The 23942-nt window shown below is 45.9% G+C and carries 21 protein-coding genes; 20 read left to right on the plus strand and 1 reads right to left on the minus strand.

The window, feature by feature from the left end:
- Window positions 1–125 precede the first annotated feature (125 nt).
- The 4 genes from thrS to HQN90_RS33155 all read left to right on the plus strand — a co-directional run bounded on the left by thrS (window position 126) and on the right by HQN90_RS33155 (window position 5194).
- A complete protein-coding gene (gene thrS, locus HQN90_RS33140; protein ID WP_173227054.1) occupies window positions 126–2060 on the plus strand; it encodes a threonine--tRNA ligase in 1935 nt (644 codons plus the stop codon).
- A gap of 177 nt (window positions 2061–2237) precedes the next feature.
- The gene (locus tag HQN90_RS39425; protein WP_275942642.1) at window positions 2238–2891 is read left to right on the plus strand and encodes a 3D domain-containing protein; all 654 of its coding nucleotides are present in this window, start codon (window positions 2238–2240) and stop codon (window positions 2889–2891) included.
- A 320-nt stretch (window positions 2892–3211) separates the two neighbouring features.
- The gene (locus HQN90_RS33150; RefSeq protein WP_173227056.1) at window positions 3212–4738 is read left to right on the plus strand and encodes a methyl-accepting chemotaxis protein; all 1527 of its coding nucleotides are present in this window, start codon (window positions 3212–3214) and stop codon (window positions 4736–4738) included.
- 78 nt (window positions 4739–4816) lie between these two features.
- Window positions 4817–5194 (plus strand): hypothetical protein, encoded by a 378-nt coding sequence (locus tag HQN90_RS33155; protein WP_173227091.1) that lies wholly within the window; start codon window positions 4817–4819, stop codon window positions 5192–5194.
- Between the two features lie 41 nt (window positions 5195–5235).
- Here HQN90_RS33155 and HQN90_RS33160 read toward each other — a convergent pair whose 3' ends face one another.
- A complete protein-coding gene (locus tag HQN90_RS33160) occupies window positions 5236–6525 on the minus strand; it encodes an ammonium transporter (RefSeq protein ID WP_173227058.1) in 1290 nt (429 codons plus the stop codon).
- 271 nt (window positions 6526–6796) lie between these two features.
- Between HQN90_RS33160 and liaF the strand changes: the two genes are divergently transcribed.
- The 16 genes from liaF (at window position 6797) to HQN90_RS33240 (ending at window position 23284) form a co-directional block, all read left to right on the plus strand.
- On the plus strand, window positions 6797–7921 hold the full coding sequence (gene liaF, locus HQN90_RS33165) for a cell wall-active antibiotics response protein LiaF (RefSeq protein ID WP_173227060.1): 1125 nt from the start codon (window positions 6797–6799) through the stop codon (window positions 7919–7921).
- A gap of 9 nt (window positions 7922–7930) precedes the next feature.
- Complete coding sequence (locus HQN90_RS33170; protein ID WP_173227062.1) at window positions 7931–9004, plus strand: sensor histidine kinase; 1074 nt, start codon at window positions 7931–7933, stop codon at window positions 9002–9004.
- Window positions 8988–9638, plus strand: a complete 651-nt coding sequence (locus tag HQN90_RS33175) for a response regulator transcription factor (protein ID WP_173227064.1) — start codon at window positions 8988–8990, stop codon at window positions 9636–9638. The genes HQN90_RS33170 and HQN90_RS33175 overlap by 17 nt, the downstream gene beginning before the upstream one ends.
- Window positions 9639–9724: 86 nt before the next feature.
- Window positions 9725–10138, plus strand: a complete 414-nt coding sequence (locus tag HQN90_RS33180; RefSeq protein WP_173227066.1) for a YugN family protein — start codon at window positions 9725–9727, stop codon at window positions 10136–10138.
- 142 nt (window positions 10139–10280) lie between these two features.
- Window positions 10281–11888 (plus strand): S1C family serine protease, encoded by a 1608-nt coding sequence (locus HQN90_RS33185; protein ID WP_173227068.1) that lies wholly within the window; start codon window positions 10281–10283, stop codon window positions 11886–11888.
- Between the two features lie 122 nt (window positions 11889–12010).
- The gene (locus tag HQN90_RS33190) at window positions 12011–12700 is read left to right on the plus strand and encodes a response regulator transcription factor (protein ID WP_079409314.1); all 690 of its coding nucleotides are present in this window, start codon (window positions 12011–12013) and stop codon (window positions 12698–12700) included.
- Window position 12701: 1 nt separating this feature from the next.
- A complete protein-coding gene (locus HQN90_RS33195) occupies window positions 12702–14183 on the plus strand; it encodes a sensor histidine kinase (protein WP_173227070.1) in 1482 nt (493 codons plus the stop codon).
- Between the two features lie 46 nt (window positions 14184–14229).
- Complete coding sequence (locus HQN90_RS33200; protein WP_079409312.1) at window positions 14230–15186, plus strand: 4-hydroxy-3-methylbut-2-enyl diphosphate reductase; 957 nt, start codon at window positions 14230–14232, stop codon at window positions 15184–15186.
- A gap of 60 nt (window positions 15187–15246) precedes the next feature.
- Window positions 15247–15762, plus strand: coding sequence for a DUF2062 domain-containing protein (locus HQN90_RS33205; RefSeq protein WP_244208876.1), 516 nt, complete (start codon window positions 15247–15249; stop codon window positions 15760–15762).
- Between the two features lie 139 nt (window positions 15763–15901).
- Window positions 15902–16945: a 3-deoxy-7-phosphoheptulonate synthase gene (gene aroF, locus HQN90_RS33210; RefSeq protein ID WP_173227072.1), complete on the plus strand. Its 1044-nt coding sequence runs from the start codon at window positions 15902–15904 to the stop codon at window positions 16943–16945.
- A 244-nt stretch (window positions 16946–17189) separates the two neighbouring features.
- The gene (gene glnA, locus HQN90_RS33215; RefSeq protein ID WP_173227074.1) at window positions 17190–18614 is read left to right on the plus strand and encodes a type I glutamate--ammonia ligase; all 1425 of its coding nucleotides are present in this window, start codon (window positions 17190–17192) and stop codon (window positions 18612–18614) included.
- Between the two features lie 177 nt (window positions 18615–18791).
- Entirely contained in the window at window positions 18792–19343 is a 552-nt protein-coding gene (locus HQN90_RS33220) for an NADPH-dependent FMN reductase (protein WP_173227076.1), read from the plus strand.
- Window positions 19344–19478: 135 nt separating this feature from the next.
- The gene (locus HQN90_RS33225) at window positions 19479–20798 is read left to right on the plus strand and encodes a DUF1800 domain-containing protein (protein ID WP_173227078.1); all 1320 of its coding nucleotides are present in this window, start codon (window positions 19479–19481) and stop codon (window positions 20796–20798) included.
- A 13-nt stretch (window positions 20799–20811) separates the two neighbouring features.
- The gene (locus tag HQN90_RS33230; RefSeq protein WP_173227080.1) at window positions 20812–22044 is read left to right on the plus strand and encodes a DUF1501 domain-containing protein; all 1233 of its coding nucleotides are present in this window, start codon (window positions 20812–20814) and stop codon (window positions 22042–22044) included.
- 98 nt (window positions 22045–22142) lie between these two features.
- A complete protein-coding gene (gene mug, locus HQN90_RS33235) occupies window positions 22143–22661 on the plus strand; it encodes a G/U mismatch-specific DNA glycosylase (protein WP_173227093.1) in 519 nt (172 codons plus the stop codon).
- The gene (locus HQN90_RS33240; RefSeq protein ID WP_173227082.1) at window positions 22661–23284 is read left to right on the plus strand and encodes an NUDIX hydrolase; all 624 of its coding nucleotides are present in this window, start codon (window positions 22661–22663) and stop codon (window positions 23282–23284) included. Before mug ends, HQN90_RS33240 begins: the two co-directional genes overlap by 1 nt.
- Window positions 23285–23942 lie beyond the last annotated feature (658 nt).

Genomic DNA, 23942 nt, shown 5'->3' on the forward strand with positions numbered 1-23942 from the left:
TTCGTCTTGCCTGAGCGGGTAAGCAGCGAGTCGAACTAGGGTGGAACCACGAGCTGAGCGCACTCGTCCCTTATGGGATGCAGTGTGCTTTTTTGCGTTCAAATGAATATCTAGGAGGAACGAAGATGGTTGTACAAGTGAAATTACCAGATGGTGCTGTAAGAGAATATGCAGTGGGAACGACAATTGAACAAGTGGCAGAGTCCATTTCATCCGGACTGAAGAAGAATGCCGTAGGTGGAAAAGTGAACGGGAAATCGGTTGATCTCTCCTTCGCGCTGGAACAAGATGCAGACGTAGAAATTTTGACGCTGGATAGCGAAGCTGGCTTAGAGATGTATCGTCACAGCACAGCACATCTAATGGCGCAGGCGATTAAACGCATTTATGGCGAAAAAGCGGTCAAATTAGGGATCGGACCTGTCATCGAAGACGGCTTCTACTATGATATTGATCTGGAAACTCCACTGAATCCGGAGGATTTGGTGAAAATTGAGAAGGAAATGGAGCGCATTTCCGGCGAAAATCTGGCGATCACTCGCCGTGTTGTTTCCCGTGAAGAAGCCCTTCGTATTTTCACTGAAATGGAAGATCCGTTTAAGCTGGAATTGATCCGCGATCTGCCCGAGGATGCTGTTCTGACGATCTATGATCAAGGGGAATTTTTTGATCTGTGCCGCGGACCGCATTTGCCTTCGACAGGCCGCATCAAAGCTTTCAAATTGCTGAGCGTTGCCGGAGCTTACTGGCGCGGAGATGCGAAAAACAAAATGCTGCAGCGTATTTACGGTACCGCATTTCCTAAAAAAGCGCAATTGGACGAGCATCTCCACCTCTTGGAAGAAGCCAAGAAACGTGACCACCGCAAATTGGGCCGAGAGCTCAAAATGTTTGCTTTTTCCCGTGAAGTAGGACAAGGTTTGCCGCTTTGGCTGCCAAACGGCGCTAAATTGCGTCGTACCATGGAACGTTACATTGTCGATTTAGAGGAGCGTCTTGGCTATCAGCACGTATACACACCTGTATTAGCCAACGTTGAATTATACAAAACTTCCGGGCACTGGGAGCATTACAGCGAGGATATGTTCCCCAAAATGATCATGGACAATGAAGAACTTGTTCTTCGTCCGATGAATTGTCCGCATCATATGATGGTTTATAAAAGTGATATGCGCAGCTACCGCGATCTTCCGATCCGGATTGCTGAGCTTGGCACGATGCACCGTTATGAGATGTCAGGCGCGTTAACCGGTCTTCACCGTGTTCGGGCGATGACGTTGAATGATGCTCATATTTTCTGCCGTTTGGACCAAATCAAAGAAGAATTCTCGCGTGTTGTGAACTTGATTCGTCAAGTTTACGCTGATTTCGGGATTACCGACTACCGTTTCCGTCTGTCCTACCGCGATCCGAAGGACACAGAGAAATACTTCCAAGATGATCAAATGTGGGAGACTTCCCAACGCATGCTGCGTGAGGTTGTTGAAGAGCTTGGTCTTCCATTCTTCGAGGCTGAAGGGGAAGCGGCGTTCTACGGACCTAAGCTGGATGTTCAAATCAAAACAGCTCTGAAGAAAGAAGAAACGCTTTCGACTGCGCAAATTGATTTCTTGCTGCCAGAACGTTTCCAACTGGAGTACACAGGTGAAGATGGTCAGAAGCATCGTCCTGTTGTTATTCACAGAGGGATTATCAGTACAATGGAACGTATGACAGCGTTCTTGCTTGAAAATTATGCAGGTGCATTGCCAACTTGGTTGATGCCGATTCAAGCGAAGGTGATTCCGGTCTCCCCGGCATTCGAAGAATATTCGAATCAAGTTACAGAGCGTTTGCTAGCTGCCGGTATCCGTGTAGAAGCAGACAATCGCAATGAGAAGCTGGGATACAAAATCAGGGAAGCACAGCTGGAGAAAATTCCTTACATGCTTGTCGTCGGAGAAAATGAAGTGACGAATGAAAGCTTGTCGATCCGCAAACGCGGTCAAGGAGATCTCGGTACGCATCCGATTGAGCAAGTCATTGGGATGATTAATGAGGAAATTAGTAAAAAACTATAATAAGTAATATCTCAAGCAGAGAAGACTTTCTTCTCTGCTTTTTTTGTTTTCAAATTTCGACATTTGGGTATGTATAAGGGAGCGTAGGGAGGACATCTTAAACAGTGAGTCTGCATATGGAGGTTTAAAGCTGGAATGAACTGGAGAACCTGCAATAGTAGGGGAGGTATTAAAACAATGTTTAGGGAACTAATTACTCAACCTCGATGGTTGGGGGTATGGATGATCGTAAATGTTCTCATTGCGCTGTTTGGACAAGCATCAAGCCATCAAGGTAGCTACACGACGGGGGAAACCGTCACGCATATACAAACACCGCAGCGGATGGAGCTTTCAGGAAATACGGAACCTGTTTCAATGCCGGTCGTGCAAGAACGCCAACAACAACAAATCAATTACCGCTATGTGCCGAAACTGGACTCCGATTTGTCCAAGCTCAGGGCGGTTGAGGTGACCGCAACAGGCTATTTCGCCGGCAAAGAGTCGACGGGAAAGAATCCGGATCATCCGGAATATGGGATTACTTATTCGGGTATTAAGGTGAAAAGGGATGATAAAGCTTTGTCCACCATTGCCGCAGACACGAGTGTATTTCCGCTAGGTACCGTCTTGTTTATACCTGGGTATGGCTATGGGGTTGTCGCGGACACTGGAAGTGCGATTAAAGGAAAGAAGATTGATCTTTATTTCGACACCAAAGACCAAGTATACAAAGAGTGGGGCAAGAAGACGGTGAAGGTCTTCGTTGTCAAAGAGGGGCATGGCAAGGTGACAGAGCTCATCTGGAATCAATTGAAGGATGAGATTCTTGCACCGGCCAAAGCGCTATAAAGTTCAATTTCGCTAAACATTTCCATCATAAAATATCCTGTTTGGGAAACTCTATACATACAGGAGGTGATTGAACATGGCTAAGAACAAAAACAGCAAAAAAGCAGCTCAAGACGTAGAATTTGCCAGTGAAACATCGGTGCCAAACAAGCAGCAACAAACAAATACGCAAAACCAAAACAAATAAGGTGTAAGCAAACATAGTAAAAACAGAGATCGGGCTCGATCTCTGTTTTTATTTCTTTTCATCTCCTCCTATTTTCGATATAATGTAACAAAAACTAACATTAAGGTTCTTCGGGGAGGAGTGCCAGTTGCTTATGCAGGCAGAGTCGAAACAAAGAGCTTGGTTCTTTGGTTTAATCTTCATTGGTATTGTAGTCAGTGTAGGCGCTTTATTATCTGCATCATCTGCATCACGTTGGTTTACGGCTGCCGCTTTGGCTGTTTTTTTGTTTATAGGTATTTTAACATGGCTGAGTATCAAATCATCGAAATCGAGAAACCAAGGACAGGACCAACAAGAGCAGTTTCGGACTTTTATTCAAGAGTCTCAAGTCGTTGCAGATAGGTTGGCTGCTGCTGTGGAGGAAGTAAATCGGTCCATTGGACATTTGCTGCAGATAGCGGATTCTTCGATTCAAGGGGAAGAGGACTTGAAAATCCGCAGTGATCAAGCAGTTGGGCAGCTACAAGAAGCTTTTGCCGCGATTCAGCAAGTAGCCGCTGCGGCCGATGAAATTTTGAGTTCTTCCGTGCATATGCATAATGAGAGCGAACAAACCAAGGATACTGTTGTGGATGTCTGTCGTTCCCTGAATGCAACGGATGAAGTGATGAATGATCTACATAGGAATAATGATACGATGCAGAGAAAAATTCTGGATCTGACCGGACATACCTCCAAAATTGAAGAAATCAATACATTTATTGCCGAAGTGGTTTCGCAAACCTCGCTGCTTGCTCTGAATGCTTCCATTGAAGCAGCACGCGCTGGGGAACATGGCAGAGGCTTTTCTGTTGTAGCGCAGGAAATTAAGAAGCTTGCAACTCAAAGCCATGAAGCGGTTACGAAATCCTCCGAAATCCTTGCTTCCATCGAGAGTGGCGTTTCGCAAGTCGTAGCGGCTGTTGCCGAAGAGAAAGCATCGGTCTCTCACGGCATAGCCGAAATGAAAATTATGAAAGAAAAGATTGATACGATCTTCTCATTAATTGTTCATGTGAACAATCTTGTCGCTAGTACGACGAGCTCGACGCAGCAGCAATCGTCCTTAGTTACTGGGACAAGATCCTCCCTTGGGCAAGTGGTTGATTTGATGAATGAGACGATGTTGAGTGTGGAGATTACCTTGGAGCAAATGAAAAAGCAGCGCCAAGAAGTATCCATGCTGCAGCGTATCAATCAGAATTTAGACCGCTCCTCTGCTGAATTGATTCAGGCGATCCAAACCGTCGGACTGAAAAGCAAAGAAGGGGTCCTCGATGTTAATATTCAAGAGATCAAACAAATGTTGAGCGCTCTTGTGCTACAACCTGACATCACTTCATTGTTGGATAGCCAGCATGCTGCACATTTAGCTGCTATTTTGAAGAAAACAGAAGGCGTAGAAGCGATTTGGTCGAATCGCGCCGATGGCACGTTCATTTTTTCGATGCCTGAAGCGGGCTTGGTCAATGGCAAGGGGAGAGAATGGTGGAAGCGGGCGATGGGAGGAGAACTCTTCGTTTCGCAAGAATATGTGTCAGCTATTACCAAAAAACCATGCATTACGTTATCCAAAGCGATAATAGATGACATGGGTACCCCGATTGGCGTTGTAGGAATCGATTTAATTCTGAAATAATGGTTCTCAAATCTGTTTTTTTAGTGTAAAATAAGATTACTGTTATGAATCTTGACACGGGGAGACAGGTGAGTGACGATGCTGAATGCTTTGCGATTGGACGGAAATCCTCATAGAACACCTAGGAAGGCTGCAGAGGTATTTCCTTTCTTGGAAGCTTACATTACCCGCAAGGAGCAGCAAGTCTTAGAGATTGAACAGGTTGTTGAGCGCTATGAAGTGAAAAGAATGAAAGAAGAACGCGCCTATCAGACCATGTCTTCTCTTCGCCGCATGTTCTCTGGCAAAAAGCCGGATCATCATCTTGCTGTCGAATATATTCATTATGTGAAGAAACCTATGGAGCAAGTGAGAAAGCTGCGTGCTGAAATTGCCCATGTCAGACAAATTATGAATGAATCCAAACCCGGCGATGTCGTTTCAATACCGGATGATATTGAAGAATTACTCTCCTAATATAAGATAAAACCCTTCCGAAGCGGAAGGGTTTTTCGTTGTTACTTTCCGTTCTTCAATTGCTGCAAGTCCAGGAATCCATCTTCTTGGCTGTAAGCCGGGACGCCGTGACTGCCAACGTCAAGTCCTACAAGCTCTTCGTCGCGGGTGACTCTCAGCGGGACGATGAGATTAATTAATTTCAGACATCCCCATGTAATAGCAAAGCCCCAGACGCAAACCGTAACTAAACCTAAAGCTTGAACCCCAAGCAGACTGAAGCCGCCTCCATAAAATAATCCCGCAGTCCCTTCACGAATACTGTCCGGTTGTGCGAACAATCCAACAGCCAACGTTCCGATGCTGCCGCTAATGCCATGAACGGGGAAGGCGCCAACGGGATCATCAATTCGTCTGGCTTCCAGCATTTCTGTCGCATAGACCATGGAGATCCCGCACACAGCCCCGATAAGGATGGCGGCAACATCACTAACGAAGGCACACCCTGCGGTAATGCCAACCAGACCTGCAAGAGCGCCGTTGATGACCATCGGTGGATCGGCTTTGCGGTATCGCATCATGGTGAACAAGATGCAGGTTGCACTTCCTGCTGCCGCTGCCAGCATGGTCGTTACGGCGATATGCCCAATCGACGTGTTGGTAGCGCTCAGGGTACTGCCGGAGTTAAAGCCAAACCAACCGAACCATAGAATGAAAGCGCCGACCGAGGCCAGCGGCAAATTGGAGGGGGGCACGATATTAGCGGTGCCATCCGGCGAGAATTTGCCGATTCTTGGACCTATGATGATCGCTGCGGCTAGCGCGGAGAATCCGCCAAGTCCATGGATGACGGCGGAACCGGCGAAATCAATCATGCCGAGTTTGCCTAACCACCCGTTAATCGCCCACACCCAATGGCCTGCTATTGGATATATAAAGCCTGTCATTGCGATCGTATACAAAATGTAAGCCCGAAAATTGATACGTTCGGCAACAGCGCCCGATACAATGGAGATAACAGCAATAACGAAGGCGCATTGGAACAGCCAATAAGTCTCATGTGAGATATTAAGGGCGATATGTGTCAAATCTCCTCCCATGAAGAAGCCTGTCGTTCCGATGAGTCCTGCGGCATCTTTTCCATACATAAGGCCAAAACCAATGAAATAAAATATAAGAGCTCCGAAGGCGATGTCAACAAATACCTTCATAATAATGCTTACCGCATTCTTCTGTCTGACAAAGCCTGCTTCCAGCAAGGCGAAACCGCCTTCCATCAATAAAATCATGGCAGCTGTCAGAACAACCCAGATGGTATCTAGACCGCTGGAAAGCTGTTGGATTGTAGCCATACTCTAATCTCTCCTCATAGTAGACGCATTCTTTTGCACCAATTATACGGTTCTGATGATAAACATGTCAACGAAATGCGTAAGAATACATAACATGAGAACGATATTGTTCGTTTTTCGAAATGCTATGTGAGGTATTCCAAGTTTACCAATCAAAACTCAGCCTTAAGACCGAGGCGGCCTTCAATCCTTCGTCTCTTTTCAATCTGGCTCGTATCTTATAGACTAGAGGTAAGCTTAACGATGATGGACACAAATGGAGGAAGAACGTATGAATCCGCACATGTTTCAACGGATAATCTGGGGGCTTGTTCTTGTGACGGCAGGTACCCTCTTTTTACTTAATCAAATGGGGTTAATTGAGATTGATCTTGCGTATATGTTTTCCACTTACTGGCCTGTTATTCTGATTATTTATGGACTGACAGGCTTCGTTTGGCAGCGCAAATATAACTGGGGAGGTTCGATTTGGAGCTTGCTCGTATGTGGCGTTGGGACGATCTTTCTCCTCAAAAATTTACATGTAACTAACCTGTCGCTGGGAGAAATGTTTAAGTTTCTTGCGCCAGTTGCCCTGATTTTGTTTGGCTTGAATGTAATTTTCAAACCAAGCCGGAAGGAATCCCCGGAGTGGCCATCTATTCGAGAAGCCAAAGAAGAGCTCAGACGGGAAAGACGAGAAGCAAGAAGACGGCAGCATGATGATAAGCATCGGAACCCTTGGGACCAGCCCAAATGGAATGAAACCAAGTCAGGGGCGAGCACTGACAAGAACAAGGAAGCAGCATTTCCTTCTAATGAAGCAAAGCGTGAGCTTAGTGAAGAAGAAAAGGCTGTGCTCAAGGATATTCATGGCGAGTTTCGTGACAAGCATCTCGAGGAATGGGAGATCGGTGCATCGCCCGAAACGAAGGATCCTGCCGTGAAACCTCATGCGCCTCGTCAGCCGAAGACACATGCTTTTCATCATCAAGAGCACAAATACGATGAGTTCGTAAGGAATTTTGATAATGGTGACGTGCTTCATCGCCATGGCTTTATCGGTGATGTGCATCTTGGCCAAGAAGCATGGGAACTGAAACCGATTCAGATCTCGCACTTTATTGGGGATTCCGTTATTGATCTTACGCGTGCTTCTATCCCATTGGGTGAAACCACCATTCATGTTACGGCTTTTATCGGTGATGTGAAAATTTTTATCCCGAATGATATCGATGTCGAGGTTCGAGTCATGGCGAGTTCTTTCATTGGTGATATGAAAGTGCTGGACCGCCGCGAGAGTGGTTTCTTGCGAAGCGTTAGAACACAAACCTCGCAATATGAAGAAGCAGATCGGAAACTAATCGTAACAACGAGTATGTTTATCGGAGACATTACTATTAAAAAGATTGGTTGAGGATGGGGCATGTACAAATTGCGAATGTTCAATATGAAGTGGCAGCTGCTGAATTACTTTCTTATATCCAGTTTGCTTACGGTTTTAAGTATATATGTAGTCCTTGAATACTATAGTGCAGAGCTAGCCAATTGGAATTTTCGCATGTGGTTCCTTGTGGCTATTCTTGCGGTTTGCTTAACGGTAGGATACGTGGCGACCAAACGCTGGCAGCGCAAGGTGGATGAACTCCATGTGGCTATGCTGGAGTTGTCCAAGGGGAATTTCTCCAGTCGTATTGAGATGGAGCCAGTTGAACCGTTCTTATATTTATATGATGCTTTCAACAAAATGGCTTCTGCCGTTGAAGAACGCGTTCAACTGCTGCAACAGCTGGGCGAAGCTGAAGCGATACGTGATCAAGAATTAACGGAGAATGCCGTTATGGAAGAAAGACGGCGCCTGGCGCGGGATCTGCATGATACTGTTAGCCAAGAGCTTTTTGCCATTCATATGTCGGCTTCCTCGCTGCCGAAGATTCTGGAGCGAAATCCAAGCGCAGCTCCGTCCGTGATGAGTCAGCTTATCGAAATGTCTCATCATGCCCAGAAGCAGATGCGTGGTTTGATTTCCCAATTAAGACCGATTGAGCTGAATGATATGAGCTTACAAGAAGCCCTGGAGAAGTGGTTTCCGGAATATTGCCGGAATCATGAGCTGCAGGGCCAGCTTGACGTTTCGCTGCGTGAATCTATATCGGAAGCGATCGAGCATCAATTTTTCCTCATTATTCAAGAAGGCCTTGCGAATGTCGTGAAGCATGCTTCAGCTAAACAGATACGGCTATCCATTTATGAACGGGAGCACCAGTATGTGCTTCAATTACAGGATGACGGGCAAGGTTTTGAACGAAGAGATATTCCTTCCGCCTCACATGGCTTATCGACCATGAGGGAACGCGCGCAAAAGCTCGGAGGGGAAGTTGAGATTGACAGCAAATTAGGATCGGGCACAAGAGTGCGCGTGCGCATTCCGAGGTTTACAGGCCAATCTGTTACTGTATTGAAGGAGAGAGAGGGAGAAACGAATGAGTCCGAACATTAAAGTTATGATTGTTGATGATCACGATATGGTTCGAGTTGGATTGCGAACGTACATTTCCTTGGAGCCAGGATTGGAAGTCGTAGGGGAAGCCAGCAATGGGCAAGAAGCATTTGATAAATTAAGTCAAGAATCAGTTGAACGTATTCCGGATGTGATCCTGATGGATCTTACGATGCCAGTGCTGGACGGGATTGGTGCTACGAAATTAATTTCAGGCAAGTTTCCGCAGACGAAGATCATTATGCTAACCAGCTTTCTAGAGGAAGCGAAGGTGCTTGAAGCAGTGGAGTCGGGAGCCATCAGCTATATGCTGAAGACGGTTTCGTCGGATCAATTGATTCATGCGATTCAAAGTGCTTACCGCGGCATGCCTGTGATGAATTCGGAAGTGTCGTTGGCGCTCACAAGAGGCATCAGACAGCGCAATGAGCTGCCGGCAGAAGAAGGCTTAACCTCAAGAGAGAGAGAAGTACTGCTTTTGATTGCAGAGGGGAAAAGTAATAAGGATATTTCGGAAGAACTTTTTATCAGTATCAAAACGGTCAAGACCCATGTCAGCAACCTTCTAATGAAATGTGAACTAGAGGATCGAACACAGCTTGCTATCTTTGCTCATCGCAAAGGCTGGGTGTAGATAAGGAATTAATCACACATAAAAACTACAATTTGGCACACTCTATGCGTAAGGACAAATAATATGAGCGCTAAGGGAGTGCCTGAATGAAAACTTTATCATCAACGTTGGAGCAAGTGCAAGAATCCTTTGACAGTGTACGTGATCATTTGCATGAATTCGATTTTGCCTTAGGCGGTAATTGGGAGTACGATCATGGTTATTTCGATCGCTCTTTGGATGAAGGTCATAAAGTGTGGCTGCGGATTCCTTTTCAAGTCGTCACGGGAAGAATCGACGGGGATACAGAAGCTACCGATGCGATAGTTGAGGTCGGAACTCCTTTTGTGCTGAAGCATGTATATAATGAAGGGCTTGATCAAGAGGCGGAAGCGGAAACCTATGGCGCGCTCATTGATCAGTTCCAAACTCCGCTGGACGCGGATGCCGACATTGAAGATAAATGGGTGAAGGAAGCGACGGGATTGCTTCAAAAAGTAGAGCAAGCTTGGCTCCAGTAATAAAGCCCTTTTTTTACCTCCATTTTATTGTTTTTTAATATTCGTTTAAGGTTGTGGGTGCATGATAGAGCTACAGACAACAAAGACATCAACCAACAAGTACATGCACTTATAACTTTATTAAACAATCGGAGGTAAGACCATGGAAGATAACAAAAAAGACTATAGCGATTTTTTTAAGTCGCAGAACAACAATAGCGATAACATGAACAAGGAAACGCCTGACAATGCCAATCATCAGGAGCCACAGGATCCGAACAAAGAGCGGCCTTCTTACTACTATTCCTATGGTCCCTACAAGTCGGCTTTCAATGAAAATAATGAACAAGAATCTTTGGTGACCTCCGCATCAGGAACTGAGGGAACTTCCAGTGTAGAAGTAACGCCTCCCAAAAACCTGCGTCCCTTCAGCTTCGGACCGGATGTGACGAATTCACAGGGACAAGGGCCATGGGATCCGAATCATGCAAAGAAACGTTCATCCGTGAAAAGCGTCTTCGCGGCTTTCATGGCTGGGGCATTGGTTGTAGGAGCTCTCATGTTTACCGCTGATAAGATGAACATGTTTACAGGCAATTCTAAACCGCTTGCATCAGGCAGTACGACGGTATCTTCGACCAACGGATCGAATGGCAGCGGCGGCGAAGTGAAAAATGTGGGACTGGATGTTGTTCGTCCGGGGAACATTGCGGCGATTGCTCAGAACGCAGGTCCTGCGATCGTAAAAGTGGAGTCTTTGGTGAAAACAAAGCAGTCTACTCGCAGTAACGGTGGCAACTCCCTTTTCGACGATCCGTTCTTCCGTCAATTCTTTGGGGATAACGGCGGCGGCAGTACAACACCCAAGAGCAACAAACAAGATTCCGGTACTGGTGAATTGCAGCCAGCAGGCATGGGAACCGGGTTTATTTTCGAAAAAACTGGTTATATTTTGACCAATGAGCATGTTGTAGACGGTGCTGATGAAATCCAAGTAACAGTTGAAGGCTACGATAAGCCGTTTAAGGCTAAATTATTAGGGAACAGCTACGATTTGGACTTGGCTGTCCTCAAAATCGAAGGCGACAAAGAATTCCCGATTCTTCCACTGGGCAAAGCAGAAGATGTAAATGTAGGCGATTGGGTTGTGGCTATCGGTAACCCGTACGGCTTTGACCATACAGTAACTGTAGGTGTACTGAGTGCGAAGGAACGTCCAATCAGCATCCCGGATTCCAAAGGAACTCGCGAATACAAGCATTTACTCCAAACAGATGCTTCCATTAACCCTGGTAACTCCGGCGGACCTTTGCTTAACTTGAATGGGGAAGTTATCGGAATTAACACAGCGGTTAGCTCTCAAGCACAAGGTATCGGATTTGCGATTCCGACTAGCACGATCTCTTCCGTTCTTGAAAACCTTAAAAACAACGTTCAAATTCCGAAAGAACCTGTTCCTTACTTGGGTGTTGGCCTTCAAGACATCGGCAAAGACTGGGTAAGCGAACTGAAGCTTTCTAACACGGATGGGGCATTGGTTGGCAGTGTTCAACGGAAAAGTCCTGCTTTCCAAGCTGGATTGCGCCAATATGATGTGGTTATAGATATTAATGGAGCCAAGGTGAAAAATTCGCAAGAGTTAATCACGAAGGTTCAAGGTACGAAGGTAGGCGACAAAGTAACCTTAGGTCTTATTCGCGATGGCAAACGTATGGAAGTGCCTGTAACCGTTGGGGACAAAAACTCGCTAGCGGAAACACCTGCTGAATAAGAGATGGCCTAAAGTAAGTATAAAAGGAAGTGGAGACCCGCGGCCGCAAGCTTGCAGGCTCTGCTTCTTTTTGCTTGTGGTGGAATTTGGTACAATAGAAAGAAAAAGAAGGGGGCTCACCGATGAGAGAAAACATTATGGTAATCGATGACGACGAGAAAATTACGTCTATGCTTAGACGTGGCTTGGCTTTTGAAGGATATTCGGTGGAGACAGCAAGCAATGGTGCTGATGGGCTTAAGCAAATGTTGAGAACAGAGCCTCACCTGCTCATTCTAGATGTTATGATGCCGCATATTGACGGCTGGGAAGTAGTGCGCCGTGTTCGTGAAGGCGGCAGCGAGGTGCCGATTCTTATGCTGACGGCCAAAGATGAGATTAGTGATCGTGTCAAAGGCCTGGACCTTGGTGCTGACGATTATTTGGTCAAGCCCTTTGCATTGGAGGAACTGCTGGCAAGAGTGCGTGTTCTTCTTAGGCGGAGAATGGAGCGTCCAGAGCAGCAGACGAATCGTCTAAATTATGAAGATACCATTTTGGATCTTGATACGCGTGAGGTTTTCCGTGGCGAGAAGCTGATTGAGTTAACGACGAAGGAATTTGATTTGCTGCATTTATTCATGCAGAATCCGAAACGAGTGCTGTCCCGAGACGTTATTATGGAAAAAATATGGGGCTATGATTACAGTGGCGAATCCAATGTTCTTGAGGTTTATATTGCGCTGCTGCGCCAAAAAACAGAGGAATTCGGCCATAAACGATTAATTCAAACGGTGCGGGGAGCAGGGTATGTATTGAGAGGAGAGAATTAAGATGTCTCTTCGCCTCCGACTAACGCTTTGGTATTCAGGGATATTGGCGTTGACTATGCTGCTTTTTGGGATTGTTCTTTACTTTTTTTTGAATTACTTTCTTTATGACCAAATTCGGCAGGATGTCAAGCGAGAAGCGGGCAATACCTCTCAACGTATTCAGAAGAGCTTCGCCCTTTCCCAAAAAGGGCTTGTTGTTGATTTGGAACTGGAAAGCAGAGATTTTTATTCAACGAATACGTTTTTGCAATTATATAATGTGGCGCTCAAAAGCTTTAATCGTTCTGCCAACTTGCAGTTTTATGATGTGACCTTGCCGTTAGCGAAAAATGTGATTGAACGATTGCAGCAGGGTGATGATGGATTTTTTGAAAAAACGAAGGTGCTTGGACAAGATTTCCTTATTTATCATCAAGCAATCTGGGGGAAAGCTAATGGACAGGACCAGCTTATCGGTGTCCTTCAAGCGGCTGTCCCGATTGGCAGCTATGAGCGAACGTCCATAACGCTCAGAAATACGCTCTTTATTTGGGCTTTGCTAACGATTATCGTAGCAGCTTCCTTAGGTTGGTTCTTAGCGCGTAAAGCGCTTAAGCCGATCGAACGCGTCATTGAAGCCGCAAACCAGATTGGCAGCGGTGATGATTTGGAGAAACGGATCTTATACGAGGGACCCTTGGACGAAATAGGTCGTCTCACCCAAACGATTAACGGGATGTTGTCCCGAATTCAGATCACCTACCTGGAGCTGGATGAAGCGTACAGGGCTCAGCGCAGATTTGTTTCGGATGCCTCGCATGAGCTGAGAACTCCGCTTACAACGATCCGCGGCAATGTTGATTTGCTTGAGAAGATGTGGAAACAAACATCTGGAAGTACAGAGCTCTCTACACCGGAGCAGATGCAGATGTCCTTGGAGGCTATGCATGACATTGCAGGAGAAGCTCAGCGCATGAGCCGACTGGTCAACGATCTGCTGGCACTGGCCAGAGCGGATGCGGGTATTCTTATGGAGAAGAAGCCGGTTGAGATGCTGCCGCTTGTGCAGGAAGTGACGAGGAGAGCACAACTCCTGGAACATACAGCCGTTTGGCGCGTTGGCGAGCTGGATGCTCTGGACAACGCAGTTGTACAGGGCAACCGTGACTATTTGCAGCAGCTGTTGTTTATTTTTATTGAAAATGCTTTTAAGTACACACCTTCGGGGACCGTATCTTTCGAGGTATCAAGTACGCATAATTTTATTGGTATCCAAATTACCGATACGGGAATAGGAATGGATAAGGAAGATATTCCTCATATTTTTGACAGATTCTATCGCGCTGATTTATCACGAGGCTTAACAACCGGTACGGGACTTGGCTTATCCATTGCCAAATGGATTATAGATGAACACGGCGGCTCTGTCGAAGTAACAACTCGCAAGGATGAAGGCAGCAGCTTTATGATCTGGTTGCCGGCTAACTTTCCTATGCCTGTGTAATCAGCTATAATAAAAGGAAATATGATTATACAGGCAGGTGGAAGAATTGGAAGTCGTTCGAATATCTCCAAGAGGCTATTGTTATGGTGTCGTAGACGCTATGGCACTTGCTATGCAAACAGCTAAAAACTTAAATCTTCCCAGACCTATTTATATATTAGGCATGATTGTTCACAATGCGCATGTGACGGATTTCTTCAAAGAAGAAGGAGTTATTACCCTTGATGGTGAGAACCGTCTTGAAATTCTTGAACAAATTGAGCAAGGGACTGTCATCTTCACAGCGCATGGTGTTTCACCTGAAGTCAGACGCCGGGCAAGGGATAAAGGGCTGACTGTTGTTGATGCGACTTGTCCGGATGTTACCAAGACGCACGATTTAATTCGTGAAAAAGTAGCCGATGGCTATGAGATCATCTATATAGGCAAGAAGAACCATCCTGAGCCGGAAGGTGCTGTTGGCGTAGCTCCTGGGCATGTGCACTTGATCGAGAAGGTTGAGGAAGCTAATCTTCTGAACATTCGAGCACAGCGTATTATCATCACGAATCAAACAACGATGAGTCAGTGGGATATCAAGCACATTATGAATCGGTTGTTGGAGCTTTTTCCAAAAGCTGAAATTCATAATGAAATTTGTCTTGCCACGCAGGTGCGACAAGAAGCGGTGGCGGAACAAGCGAAGGAAGTCGATCTTGTGATCGTCGTCGGAGATCCGAAAAGCAACAATTCGAATCGTCTGGCGCAAGTTTCAGAGGAAATTGCAGGAGTCAGAGCGTATAGAATATCTGATGTCTCCGAAATGAACCGTCATTGGTTGGAAAACGTGCGGAAGGTGGGTGTAACCTCAGGCGCTTCAACTCCGACTCCTATTACCAAAGAAGTCATAACTTACCTGGAAGCTTATGATCCGAAAGATGAAACCAGTTGGGGAATTACACGTACTATTAATATGAAGAAGCTCATTCCGGCTGTGAAAACCAAAGCAGCCAGCAGTGAGTAAACCTTCATTATTCCACAGGGCGGGATTGAGACCAGCATGCAGAGCACTCAGAAGGTGAAAATGATGAAAACTCGCTACGATTGGAAAAGCACAAAACGCTGGTTTAGATATAAATATTTAGGTCTTCTGCGGGCCAAAGGCGGTCCGTCTAAGGTAGCGCGAGGTTTTTCCATTGGCTTAGCCATAGAAATGTTTACTTTGCCTACGGCAGGTTTTGCTTTCGTTCTTATCTTTCCCTTGGTCTACTTACTAAGGGCTAATTTGCCAGCGGCGCTGATTGGTTTTGTGTTTGGTAAAATCATTTATATCCCGTTCTCAATCCTGAACAAGCAAGTCGGAGATTGGCTGGTGCCGAAGCACTTCAAGGTTTACCTGATCCATCATTTACCGCATATGCTCTCTAATATTATTAGGAGCGGCTTGGACTTGATTGTCGGCGGTATGGTTGTGGGAACCATTCTTGGACTCATCGCCTATTTCCCGGTCATGCTCTTGCTTAAGTATCATTCGAATCGTCGCAAAGAAAAACGCAAACTCCGCAAGGATCAACTAGTAGCTTCACATACAAAAGAATAAGCAAATAAATTAACGCTTGACGAATATTCGTCAAGCGTTGTATATTTACTTTAGTGGTTAAAAGCGTAGAAGCATAGAAGCGAACAAGCGTTGAAGTGATATAGTGAAATAGCCCATATAACAAAAGGAGTGTGTCCATATGATCGCCATTACATCCCATAACACAACAGATGAGCGTATTCAGGAAATTGTCCAAATTATTGAGAAACAAGGTGTCACAGCTCATGTTTCCAAAGGCGAGGACCGAACTGTCATCGGCATTATTGGTCAAGCAGATCCTAAGCTGGCAGAACAGTTACGTCAATTATCAGGAGTTGAACAAGTCGTGAAAATTTCTAAGTCCTACAAATTAGCAAGCCGTGACTTCCATCCGGCTGACACCGTTATTAAGATCAAAGGCGTTGAAATCGGCGGCGAACAGCTAGTTGTCATGGGTGGTCCTTGTGCGGTAGAAACACCGGAACAAATCGATGAAATTGCTCGTCTAGTCAAAGCGGCAGGCGGTCAGGTTCTACGCGGCGGCGCATTCAAACCGAGAACAGGGCCATACAGCTTCCAAGGCGTAGGCGTTGAAGGCTTGATCATGATGGCAGAAGCGGGCAAGAAGCATGGCCTGCTGACAATTACAGAAGTCATGACGCCGGAATATGTGGATGTATGCGCGGAGTACGCAGATATCCTGCAAGTAGGGACACGCAACATGCAAAACTTTGACCTCCTTCGCAAGCTGGGAACGATTCAAACGCCTGTCTTGCTGAAACGCGGTTTCAGTTCAACTTATGACGAATTCCTCAATGCAGCCGAATATATCTTAGCTGGCGGGAACCCGAATGTTATGTTATGTGAGCGCGGAATCCGAACATTCGAAACGTACACTCGCAATACCTTGGATTTGTCAGCAATTCCTGTACTTAAACAATTGAGCCATCTTCCGGTCATCTCAGATCCAAGTCATGGCACAGGCCGCAGAGAACTTGTTGTGCCAATGACCAAAGCTTCCGTAGCTGCCGGAGCAGACGGTCTTATTATCGAGATGCATACGGATCCCGATAATTCCATGACAGGTGACGGCGTACAATCCCTGTTCCCAGAGCAATTCGCCAAACTGCTTGTTGATCTTGAGAAGTTGGCACCACTTCTTGGTAAGAAGTTCGATACACAAAAAGAGACTGTTTTGGTCTAATCGCCAATTGTTTTCCGAAGACTGGTTTTCTTCTCTATAGAAGAAAACCAGTTTTCCTATTTTTGGATATGCGACAATTATATGAAATAGTGTAAGATTAGCTTACACATCAATAAAAAATACCTGACATAAGTATTGACTGTGTAAGCTATATCGCTATATAATATGTGCAAGATAACAAGCAAAAGTTGAACATTAATCATGTAAAGTACGTTGAATGTACGGAAATGGGAGGGTTTTTTAAATGTCAGTTCAAAACGTGTTGAACCTTATCAAGGAAAAAAACATCGAGTGGGTAGATTTTCGTTTCGTAGGTCTTTCCGGTAAAGCACAGCATATTTCTTTGCCTGCTACTGAAGTAGACGAAGATACTTTCGTAAATGGGGTAGCTTTTGACGGTTCATCCATCCCAGGATTCCGTGGTATTGAACAATCTGACATGGTAATGATGCCAGATACAGAAACTGCCTACGTTGATCCTTTTACAGCTCATCCAACTTTGATTATCATGAGTAACATCCATACGCCTGAAGGCGAGCGTTATGATCGCGATCCACGCAGCATTGCTCAAAAAGCAGAAGAATATTTGCAAACAACAGGTGTAGGTACAACAGCATTCTTCGCACCAGAATCCGAGTTCTTCATTTTCGACGACGTTCGTTTCGAAAATGGCATGAACAAATCCTACTTCGAAGTTGATTCCGAAGAAGCAGGTTGGAACACTGGCCGTAAAGAAGAAGGCGGCAACCTTGGTTATAAAGTTCCAGTTAAAGGCGGCTATGTTCCAGTAGCTCCGATGGATTCCCAACAAGACATTCGTTCTGAAATGTGTAACAAGCTTGCTGACGCAGGTCTTCGCATCGAGCGTCACCACCACGAAGTAGCTACAGCTGGTCAAGCTGAAATCAACTTCCGTTTTGACACATTGACGAAAACAGCAGATAACCTGCTCAAATACAAATATATCGTTGCTAACACAGCTAGAGAATATGGTAAAGTAGCAACTTTCATGCCTAAGCCACTGTTTGGTGACAATGGTAGCGGTATGCACGTTCACATGTCCATCTTCGACGGAAGCGAGCCTTTGTTCTATGAAAAAGGAGCATATGCAAACTTAAGTGAAATGGCAATCAACTATATCGGTGGTATCCTTTACCATGCGCCAGCTTTGATCGCTTTGACGAACCCAAGCACAAACTCTTTCAAACGTCTAGTTCCTGGTTACGAAGCTCCGGTTAACCTTGTATTCTCCAAAGGTAACCGTTCCGCAGCAGTTCGTATTCCAATCGCAGCTGTGACACCTAAAGGTTGTCGTATTGAGTTCCGTACACCAGACAGCACAGCTAACCCATACCTTGCTTTCGCGGCAATGTTGATGGCTGGTCTTGACGGTATCAAAAAGAAAATCGATCCACGTGCTCTTGGATACGGTCCTTTCGATACAAACATCTATGAAATGTCAGATAGCGAGAAAGCTGAAATCCGCAGCGTTCCAGGTACATTGGATGAGGCGTTGGATGCACTTGCAGCTGATTCCGACTTCTTGATCGAAGGCGGCGTATTCACACAAGATTTCATCGATAACTACATCGAATTGAAACGTGGCGAAGCGAAAGCTGTTGCAATCCGTATTCACCCGCACGAGTACAACCTTTACTTCGATTGCTAATCATTAGCACTTATACATGAATAACGAAAGAGCCGTTTCTTCTATTGTAAATATAGAAGAGGCGGCTCTTATTTATAATTAAACTTTCCTAATAATAGTTATCAATTAGCCATTCCATTTGATAGCAAATGTTGTATAATAGTAGAACGATATGGATGCAAGAAAGGACGATGAAAGTTGAAAATAACCATTGTAGCAGGAAGTAATCAGAAATTAGCGACAAGTACTAAGTTAGGCCAATATATTCAGCACCTGATCCAGCAAGAGGGTCATCAGGTCAAGCTGATTGATTTGTACCAATCTCCGCTTCCTTTTTATTCACCGGATGATGCTCACGGCGGTCATGAGGCTTTGGAGACGTACAAGCATGCGCTGCATGAAGCCGAGGGTATTGTTCTTGCAACGCCGGAGTATCATAGCGGAATTTCAGGCGTACTTAAAAACGCGCTTGATCATATTAGTCAGGACTATTTCCACAATAAAGCTGTATTATCCGTCAGCTCGGCAGGCGGAGCGATTGCCGTTAGCTCCTTAACCCAGCTGCAAACGATTGTACGCAACCTTCATGGCATTAATTGCCCAGAATGGTTATCCATCGGCGGCGATCAACGAAAAAGCTTTCAAGCTGATGTGGCGCATAGCGACATCCACCCGGATGTAGATAAAAGGGTTCGACGTGTCGTAAGTTCTTTCCTTGATTTAACGAAACAATTATCTGTCAATTCGTAAGAAAGCCATACGATAAATGAACTTCATATAAATGATCCCAAATAAACCGGAATTTTCGGTTTATTTTTTTGCTTTCCACACACTTTTGACATATTTGTATGGTACAGTTTGGAAATTAGGGCGAGGAGGGAAATTATGAGCTTACCCTGGACCAACAAGGAAGTTGTTCATTTATTGCTTCGTGCCGGATTTGGCGCTACGCAAGAAGAGATCGCCGCTTGTGTAGCGTATGGTCGTGAGGAGACCGTACGCCGTCTAATAGCTGGTGAAAGCTTGCTAACACAAGCATCTGTATTAATTCCATTTGATCAATTAACTGCTGATGGGAAGAAAGCGCTGGACCCTATGCAATTGGCTGACCAGCAAATGTATTGGCTCTATCGGATGGTTAATTCGGACGCGCCGCTGGTTGAGAAAATGACCTTGTTTTGGCATGGCCATTTTGCAACGGCGAATTACAAAGTCAATGATGTTGCCTTAATGGTTCAACAGAATGCATTGTTTCGTAAGTTTGCTCTTGGCAACTTTCAAGATCTGCTTCTTGCGATTAGCAAAGATCCCGCTATGATGATTTGGCTGGATGTGAATCGCAATAAAAAAGGAAAACCAAATGAGAATTACGCCCGTGAGGTGATGGAGCTATTCACCCTCGGGATTGGTCATTATACAGAAAACGACGTCAAGGAAGCGGCACGCGCGTTCACTGGCTGGACGTACGACAAGAAGGACAATACGGTCGCTTTTAATCAAAAGCAGCATGATAATGATATGAAGCAGCTGCTCGGAGAGAAAGGGAATTTGGATTCGGAAGCGGCCATTGACATTATTGTCCACCAGAAGACGCTGTCCACCTTTCTGGCAACCAAACTGCTCAAATATTTTGCCGCGGATAACCCTTCTGAAAGCTGGGTTCAACAAGTAGCCGCACAGATCGTAAACAAGGCCACTATCGGAGAAGTGCTTCAAGAACTGTTCCTCTCCGACGAGTTCTATGAGGAGAAGTGGCGAATGGCATTGATCAAAACGCCGGCTGATTATGTGGCAGGTATTTTGAAATCACTTAAAATCACGGTCTCCAAAGGACACGCTCAAGCCATGAGAAAGATGGGACAGGAATTGTATTCTCCGCCCGATGTCGCAGGCTGGAGAGGCGGAGCCTCCTGGTTGAATACGAACACGCTCTTAGCGAGGTACCAGTTCGCAGAGTCGATTGCCAAGCAGATGAACCTCAAGGTGCTTGCTTCGCCCGATTTTACACCGCAGCAAGCGGATCGTTCTGAAGCGTGGGTGAAGCTGTGGAGCCAGCGAATAGATGTCACGAACTTGTCGGATAAAACTTTGGCAGGGCTTAGCGCTTATGCCGAGGATACAATTGTACATACGAAGCAGAAAAATTCAGGTCTAAGAGGCTTGCTGCAATTAGTCTTAATTAGCCCGGAAGCTCAAATGAAATAGCGGGGGTGATGAAGTGAAATTAACGAGAAGGGATTTTCTGCTGAAAGGGACTGCGCTGTTCGCCACACTCGGGCTGGGCGGGGCTTTGTTCACAGAAACAGGCAAATCGATTCTAGCCAGCAGCTTTGAGGAGGATATCGAGGATCCTGTGCTTGTGGTCGTTCAATTAAGTGGAGGGAATGATGGGATTAATACATTGATTCCTTATGGACAAGGTGTCTATTATGATTCGAGGCCTACACTGGCCTACCAACAGAAGGATGTATTGGCACTGGATAACCATGTCGGCTTGCACCCGAGTCTTGTTGGCTTGTCAGCACTTTATAAGCTTGGGAAAATGGCGGTTATACAGGGTGTAGGGTATCCTGAACCGGATCACTCTCACTTCCGCTCGATGGAAATTTGGCAAACCGCTGAGCCAGAGAAAATTAGCCGCAGCGGATGGCTCGCCCGTTATGTAGAATTGTCACTGCGCGGCAACAACAATCCGCTAAAAGCGGTTCAAGTTGGGGCATCAGGGAGCAAGGCATTTGCCTCGGATAAACTAAGTTTCCCTGTTGTACAATCGCTTGAGACCTATAATCTCATTGATCCGAAAACGGCGATGCTTGACAAGAATCGTTTAACCAAAGCTTTTTTGGACATGTATAGTGCACAAAATCAGGTGGAACAGCTGCGTGTCATTTCGGGACGCGGGTATGAGGCATACAAAAGTGTAGAAGCAATTCAAGCTCTAACCGCTACCTATGCGAATAAAATTGAATATCCAAAGACGAATTTTGCCAAGGATCTGCAACTCGTATCCAAGCTGCTGGCTGGCAAATCAGGTACCCGGGTATTTAATGTCCAAATTGGCGGCTTCGATGACCATGCGGATGAGAAGGTCCAGCATGCTAAGGTATTAACGCAGGTCGACGAAGGGTTGACCGCTTTCTACAAGGATTTGGAGGCGCAAGGTTTGCAGGATCGTGTGATGGTCATGATGTTCTCTGAATTCGGACGTCGGGTGAAGGAGAACGGAAGCGGGGGGACTGACCACGGAACGGCGGCGCCAATGTTTGTGATCGGAGGGAAGGTGAATGGCGGCCTGTATGGCGCGTATCCAAGTCTCAGCAATCTGGACAACGGAGATCTGAAGTATGAGGTGGACTTCCGCTCGGTGTACAACACGCTCATTGATAAATGGCTAAAAGGCGATGCTGCCGCGGTGCTCAATAAATCGTATGAGAACTTAAAATTTATTTAAGGCAGAGCCGAGGTTTCCTCGGCTTTTCGTATGCTCATCTGAAATGGTAATCTAAGAAGGAAAGATATGAAAAGGCAGGAGGTGTATTCATCATGGGTATTGAGCCTATCTCGGATCATCTGAGAGAGGGTTTAAGAATTTTATTTGTCGGATATAATCCGAGTCTTCGATCCGGTGAAACCGGTCATCACTATGCGAGTCCAAGCAACCGCTTCTATCGCATTCTAGATCAAGCGGGGATCACACCGCGGTTGTATACCCCGCAAGAGGACCAGGATTTGTTGGAGCTTGGTTATGGGTTTACAAATATCGTGGCTCGCCCCACTTTGACGGCTGCAGAAATTACAGCAGATGAATACCGAGAAGGACGTCTTATATTGAAGCAAAAGATTCTGACCTACCAGCCGAGTGTTGTTTGTTTCGTTGGTAAGGGAGTATACGAACACTACAGCGGCCGCAAGAGTGTGCAGTGGGGGAGACAGCCCGATCCATATGTGGAAGGTATCATTGAGTACGTTTGTCCTTCGTCAAGTGGACTAGTTCGAATGAGGCTCGAGGAGATGGTTGCGATCTATCGCGGCCTCACTGAATATAGCGGAATGGAGATGGGAAAATAATGAATATCCCTTGGTTGGATTGGGCCAAAGAAATTCAAGCGATCAGTCAAGCGGGACTGACCTATGGCGAGAATGGTTATGATTTGGAGAGATATGAGGCGCTGCGCAAGATCAGCGTGGAGATGATGAGCTATTTCACAGATACACCGATCGATAAGGTGACGGATTTATTTGCGAGCGAGCAAGGGTATCAGACGCCAAAGGTTGATATCCGTGCTGTTATCCTGCAGGAGAACAAGCTGCTGCTTGTCAAAGAGCGAGCAGATGGCGCCTGGGCGCTGCCCGGAGGGTGGGCGGATATCGGCCTAACACCATCGGAAGTCGCTGTGAAGGAGACGTATGAAGAAGCAGGGTATGAGGTTAAGCCGGTGAGGCTGCTGGCGGTCTTGGATAAGAAAAAGCACGCTCACCCGCCCTCAGCCAACCACGTGTACAAGATGTTTATCTTGTGTGAGCTGGCAGGCGGGAAAGCGCATGAAGAAGCCGGTCTGGAAACAACCGGCGTAGGTTTCTTTGGCGAGAACGAGCTTCCGCCGCTTTCTGTTGAGCGAAACACCCTTGAGCAGCTGCAGAGGATGTTCGAGCTTGCTCGAGGCACAGCCTCAGAAGTGGTGCTGGATTAATTTGGGGGAGGGGCTGGATGAGAAGGCTGGAGAAGATGAAACTCTTCGGCAGGCTCAGCGTGCTTTCGCGAGGATGCAGCCATCTTTGCGTGTTGAGCCTGCCTTTTGGGCGGGCTCGGGGCGGGTTCGAAGGAACTCAATCGTGCCTATTCCAAACTTACTTTTACTTTTCGATTACCGGCAGTTCGGATTTGTACATGATAACCTGACATAAACTGGCCGTTCTGCGTGTGATCTTCTTTCATGCGTATAAATAGAGCATCCGGATCTATTTCACTGTAGCTATTACAGGTTCTGATAATCTTTTGATGAACCTTCTACTTTCTCTGAGCTCGAGCTCCAGTTGCTTTCTCTATACCTGCAATTATGCAATTATGCATCTTTTTTGCTCATGAAATAGCCTCAACGATTAAATTCCTGCGTTTGTGCAGGTTTTTGAGGCTTTTTCTGGGTGAGCGGCTGAAAAAGATAAAAATGCCTGCACAATTCAGGCTGTTGAGTAACCCTTAGTTTTCACAAAAAAACTATGAAATCAAGCGGGACCTTAGCGGTTTTGAGGTGAAAAAGAACAAGTTAAGAAGGGTTGAGCCAAGCCCATCCTTTCTGGCGAGGTGTTGCGCTATCTTCTTGATGTTCTGTGCAACCGCAGTCATCAAGA

This window comes from Paenibacillus alba, from assembly GCF_013204855.1.
Lineage (GTDB): Bacteria > Bacillota > Bacilli > Paenibacillales > NBRC-103111 > Paenibacillus_E > Paenibacillus_E alba.

Excerpts from the sequence above, each read along its gene's own strand:
- thrS (WP_173227054.1), top strand. The coding sequence starts at position 126 with ATGGTTGTACAAGTGAAATTACCAGATGGTGCTGTAAGAGAATATGCA.
- HQN90_RS39425 (WP_275942642.1), top strand. The coding sequence starts at position 2,238 with ATGTTTAGGGAACTAATTACTCAACCTCGATGGTTGGGGGTATGGATG.
- HQN90_RS33150 (WP_173227056.1), top strand. The coding sequence starts at position 3,212 with ATGCAGGCAGAGTCGAAACAAAGAGCTTGGTTCTTTGGTTTAATCTTC.
- HQN90_RS33155 (WP_173227091.1), top strand. The coding sequence starts at position 4,817 with ATGCTGAATGCTTTGCGATTGGACGGAAATCCTCATAGAACACCTAGG.
- HQN90_RS33160 (WP_173227058.1), bottom strand. The coding sequence starts at position 6,525 with ATGGCTACAATCCAACAGCTTTCCAGCGGTCTAGATACCATCTGGGTT.
- liaF (WP_173227060.1), top strand. The coding sequence starts at position 6,797 with ATGAATCCGCACATGTTTCAACGGATAATCTGGGGGCTTGTTCTTGTG.
- HQN90_RS33170 (WP_173227062.1), top strand. The coding sequence starts at position 7,931 with ATGTACAAATTGCGAATGTTCAATATGAAGTGGCAGCTGCTGAATTAC.
- HQN90_RS33175 (WP_173227064.1), top strand. The coding sequence starts at position 8,988 with ATGAGTCCGAACATTAAAGTTATGATTGTTGATGATCACGATATGGTT.
- HQN90_RS33180 (WP_173227066.1), top strand. The coding sequence starts at position 9,725 with ATGAAAACTTTATCATCAACGTTGGAGCAAGTGCAAGAATCCTTTGAC.
- HQN90_RS33185 (WP_173227068.1), top strand. The coding sequence starts at position 10,281 with ATGGAAGATAACAAAAAAGACTATAGCGATTTTTTTAAGTCGCAGAAC.
- HQN90_RS33190 (WP_079409314.1), top strand. The coding sequence starts at position 12,011 with ATGAGAGAAAACATTATGGTAATCGATGACGACGAGAAAATTACGTCT.
- HQN90_RS33195 (WP_173227070.1), top strand. The coding sequence starts at position 12,702 with ATGTCTCTTCGCCTCCGACTAACGCTTTGGTATTCAGGGATATTGGCG.
- HQN90_RS33205 (WP_244208876.1), top strand. The coding sequence starts at position 15,247 with ATGATGAAAACTCGCTACGATTGGAAAAGCACAAAACGCTGGTTTAGA.
- aroF (WP_173227072.1), top strand. The coding sequence starts at position 15,902 with ATGATCGCCATTACATCCCATAACACAACAGATGAGCGTATTCAGGAA.
- glnA (WP_173227074.1), top strand. The coding sequence starts at position 17,190 with ATGTCAGTTCAAAACGTGTTGAACCTTATCAAGGAAAAAAACATCGAG.
- HQN90_RS33225 (WP_173227078.1), top strand. The coding sequence starts at position 19,479 with ATGAGCTTACCCTGGACCAACAAGGAAGTTGTTCATTTATTGCTTCGT.
- HQN90_RS33240 (WP_173227082.1), top strand. The coding sequence starts at position 22,661 with ATGAATATCCCTTGGTTGGATTGGGCCAAAGAAATTCAAGCGATCAGT.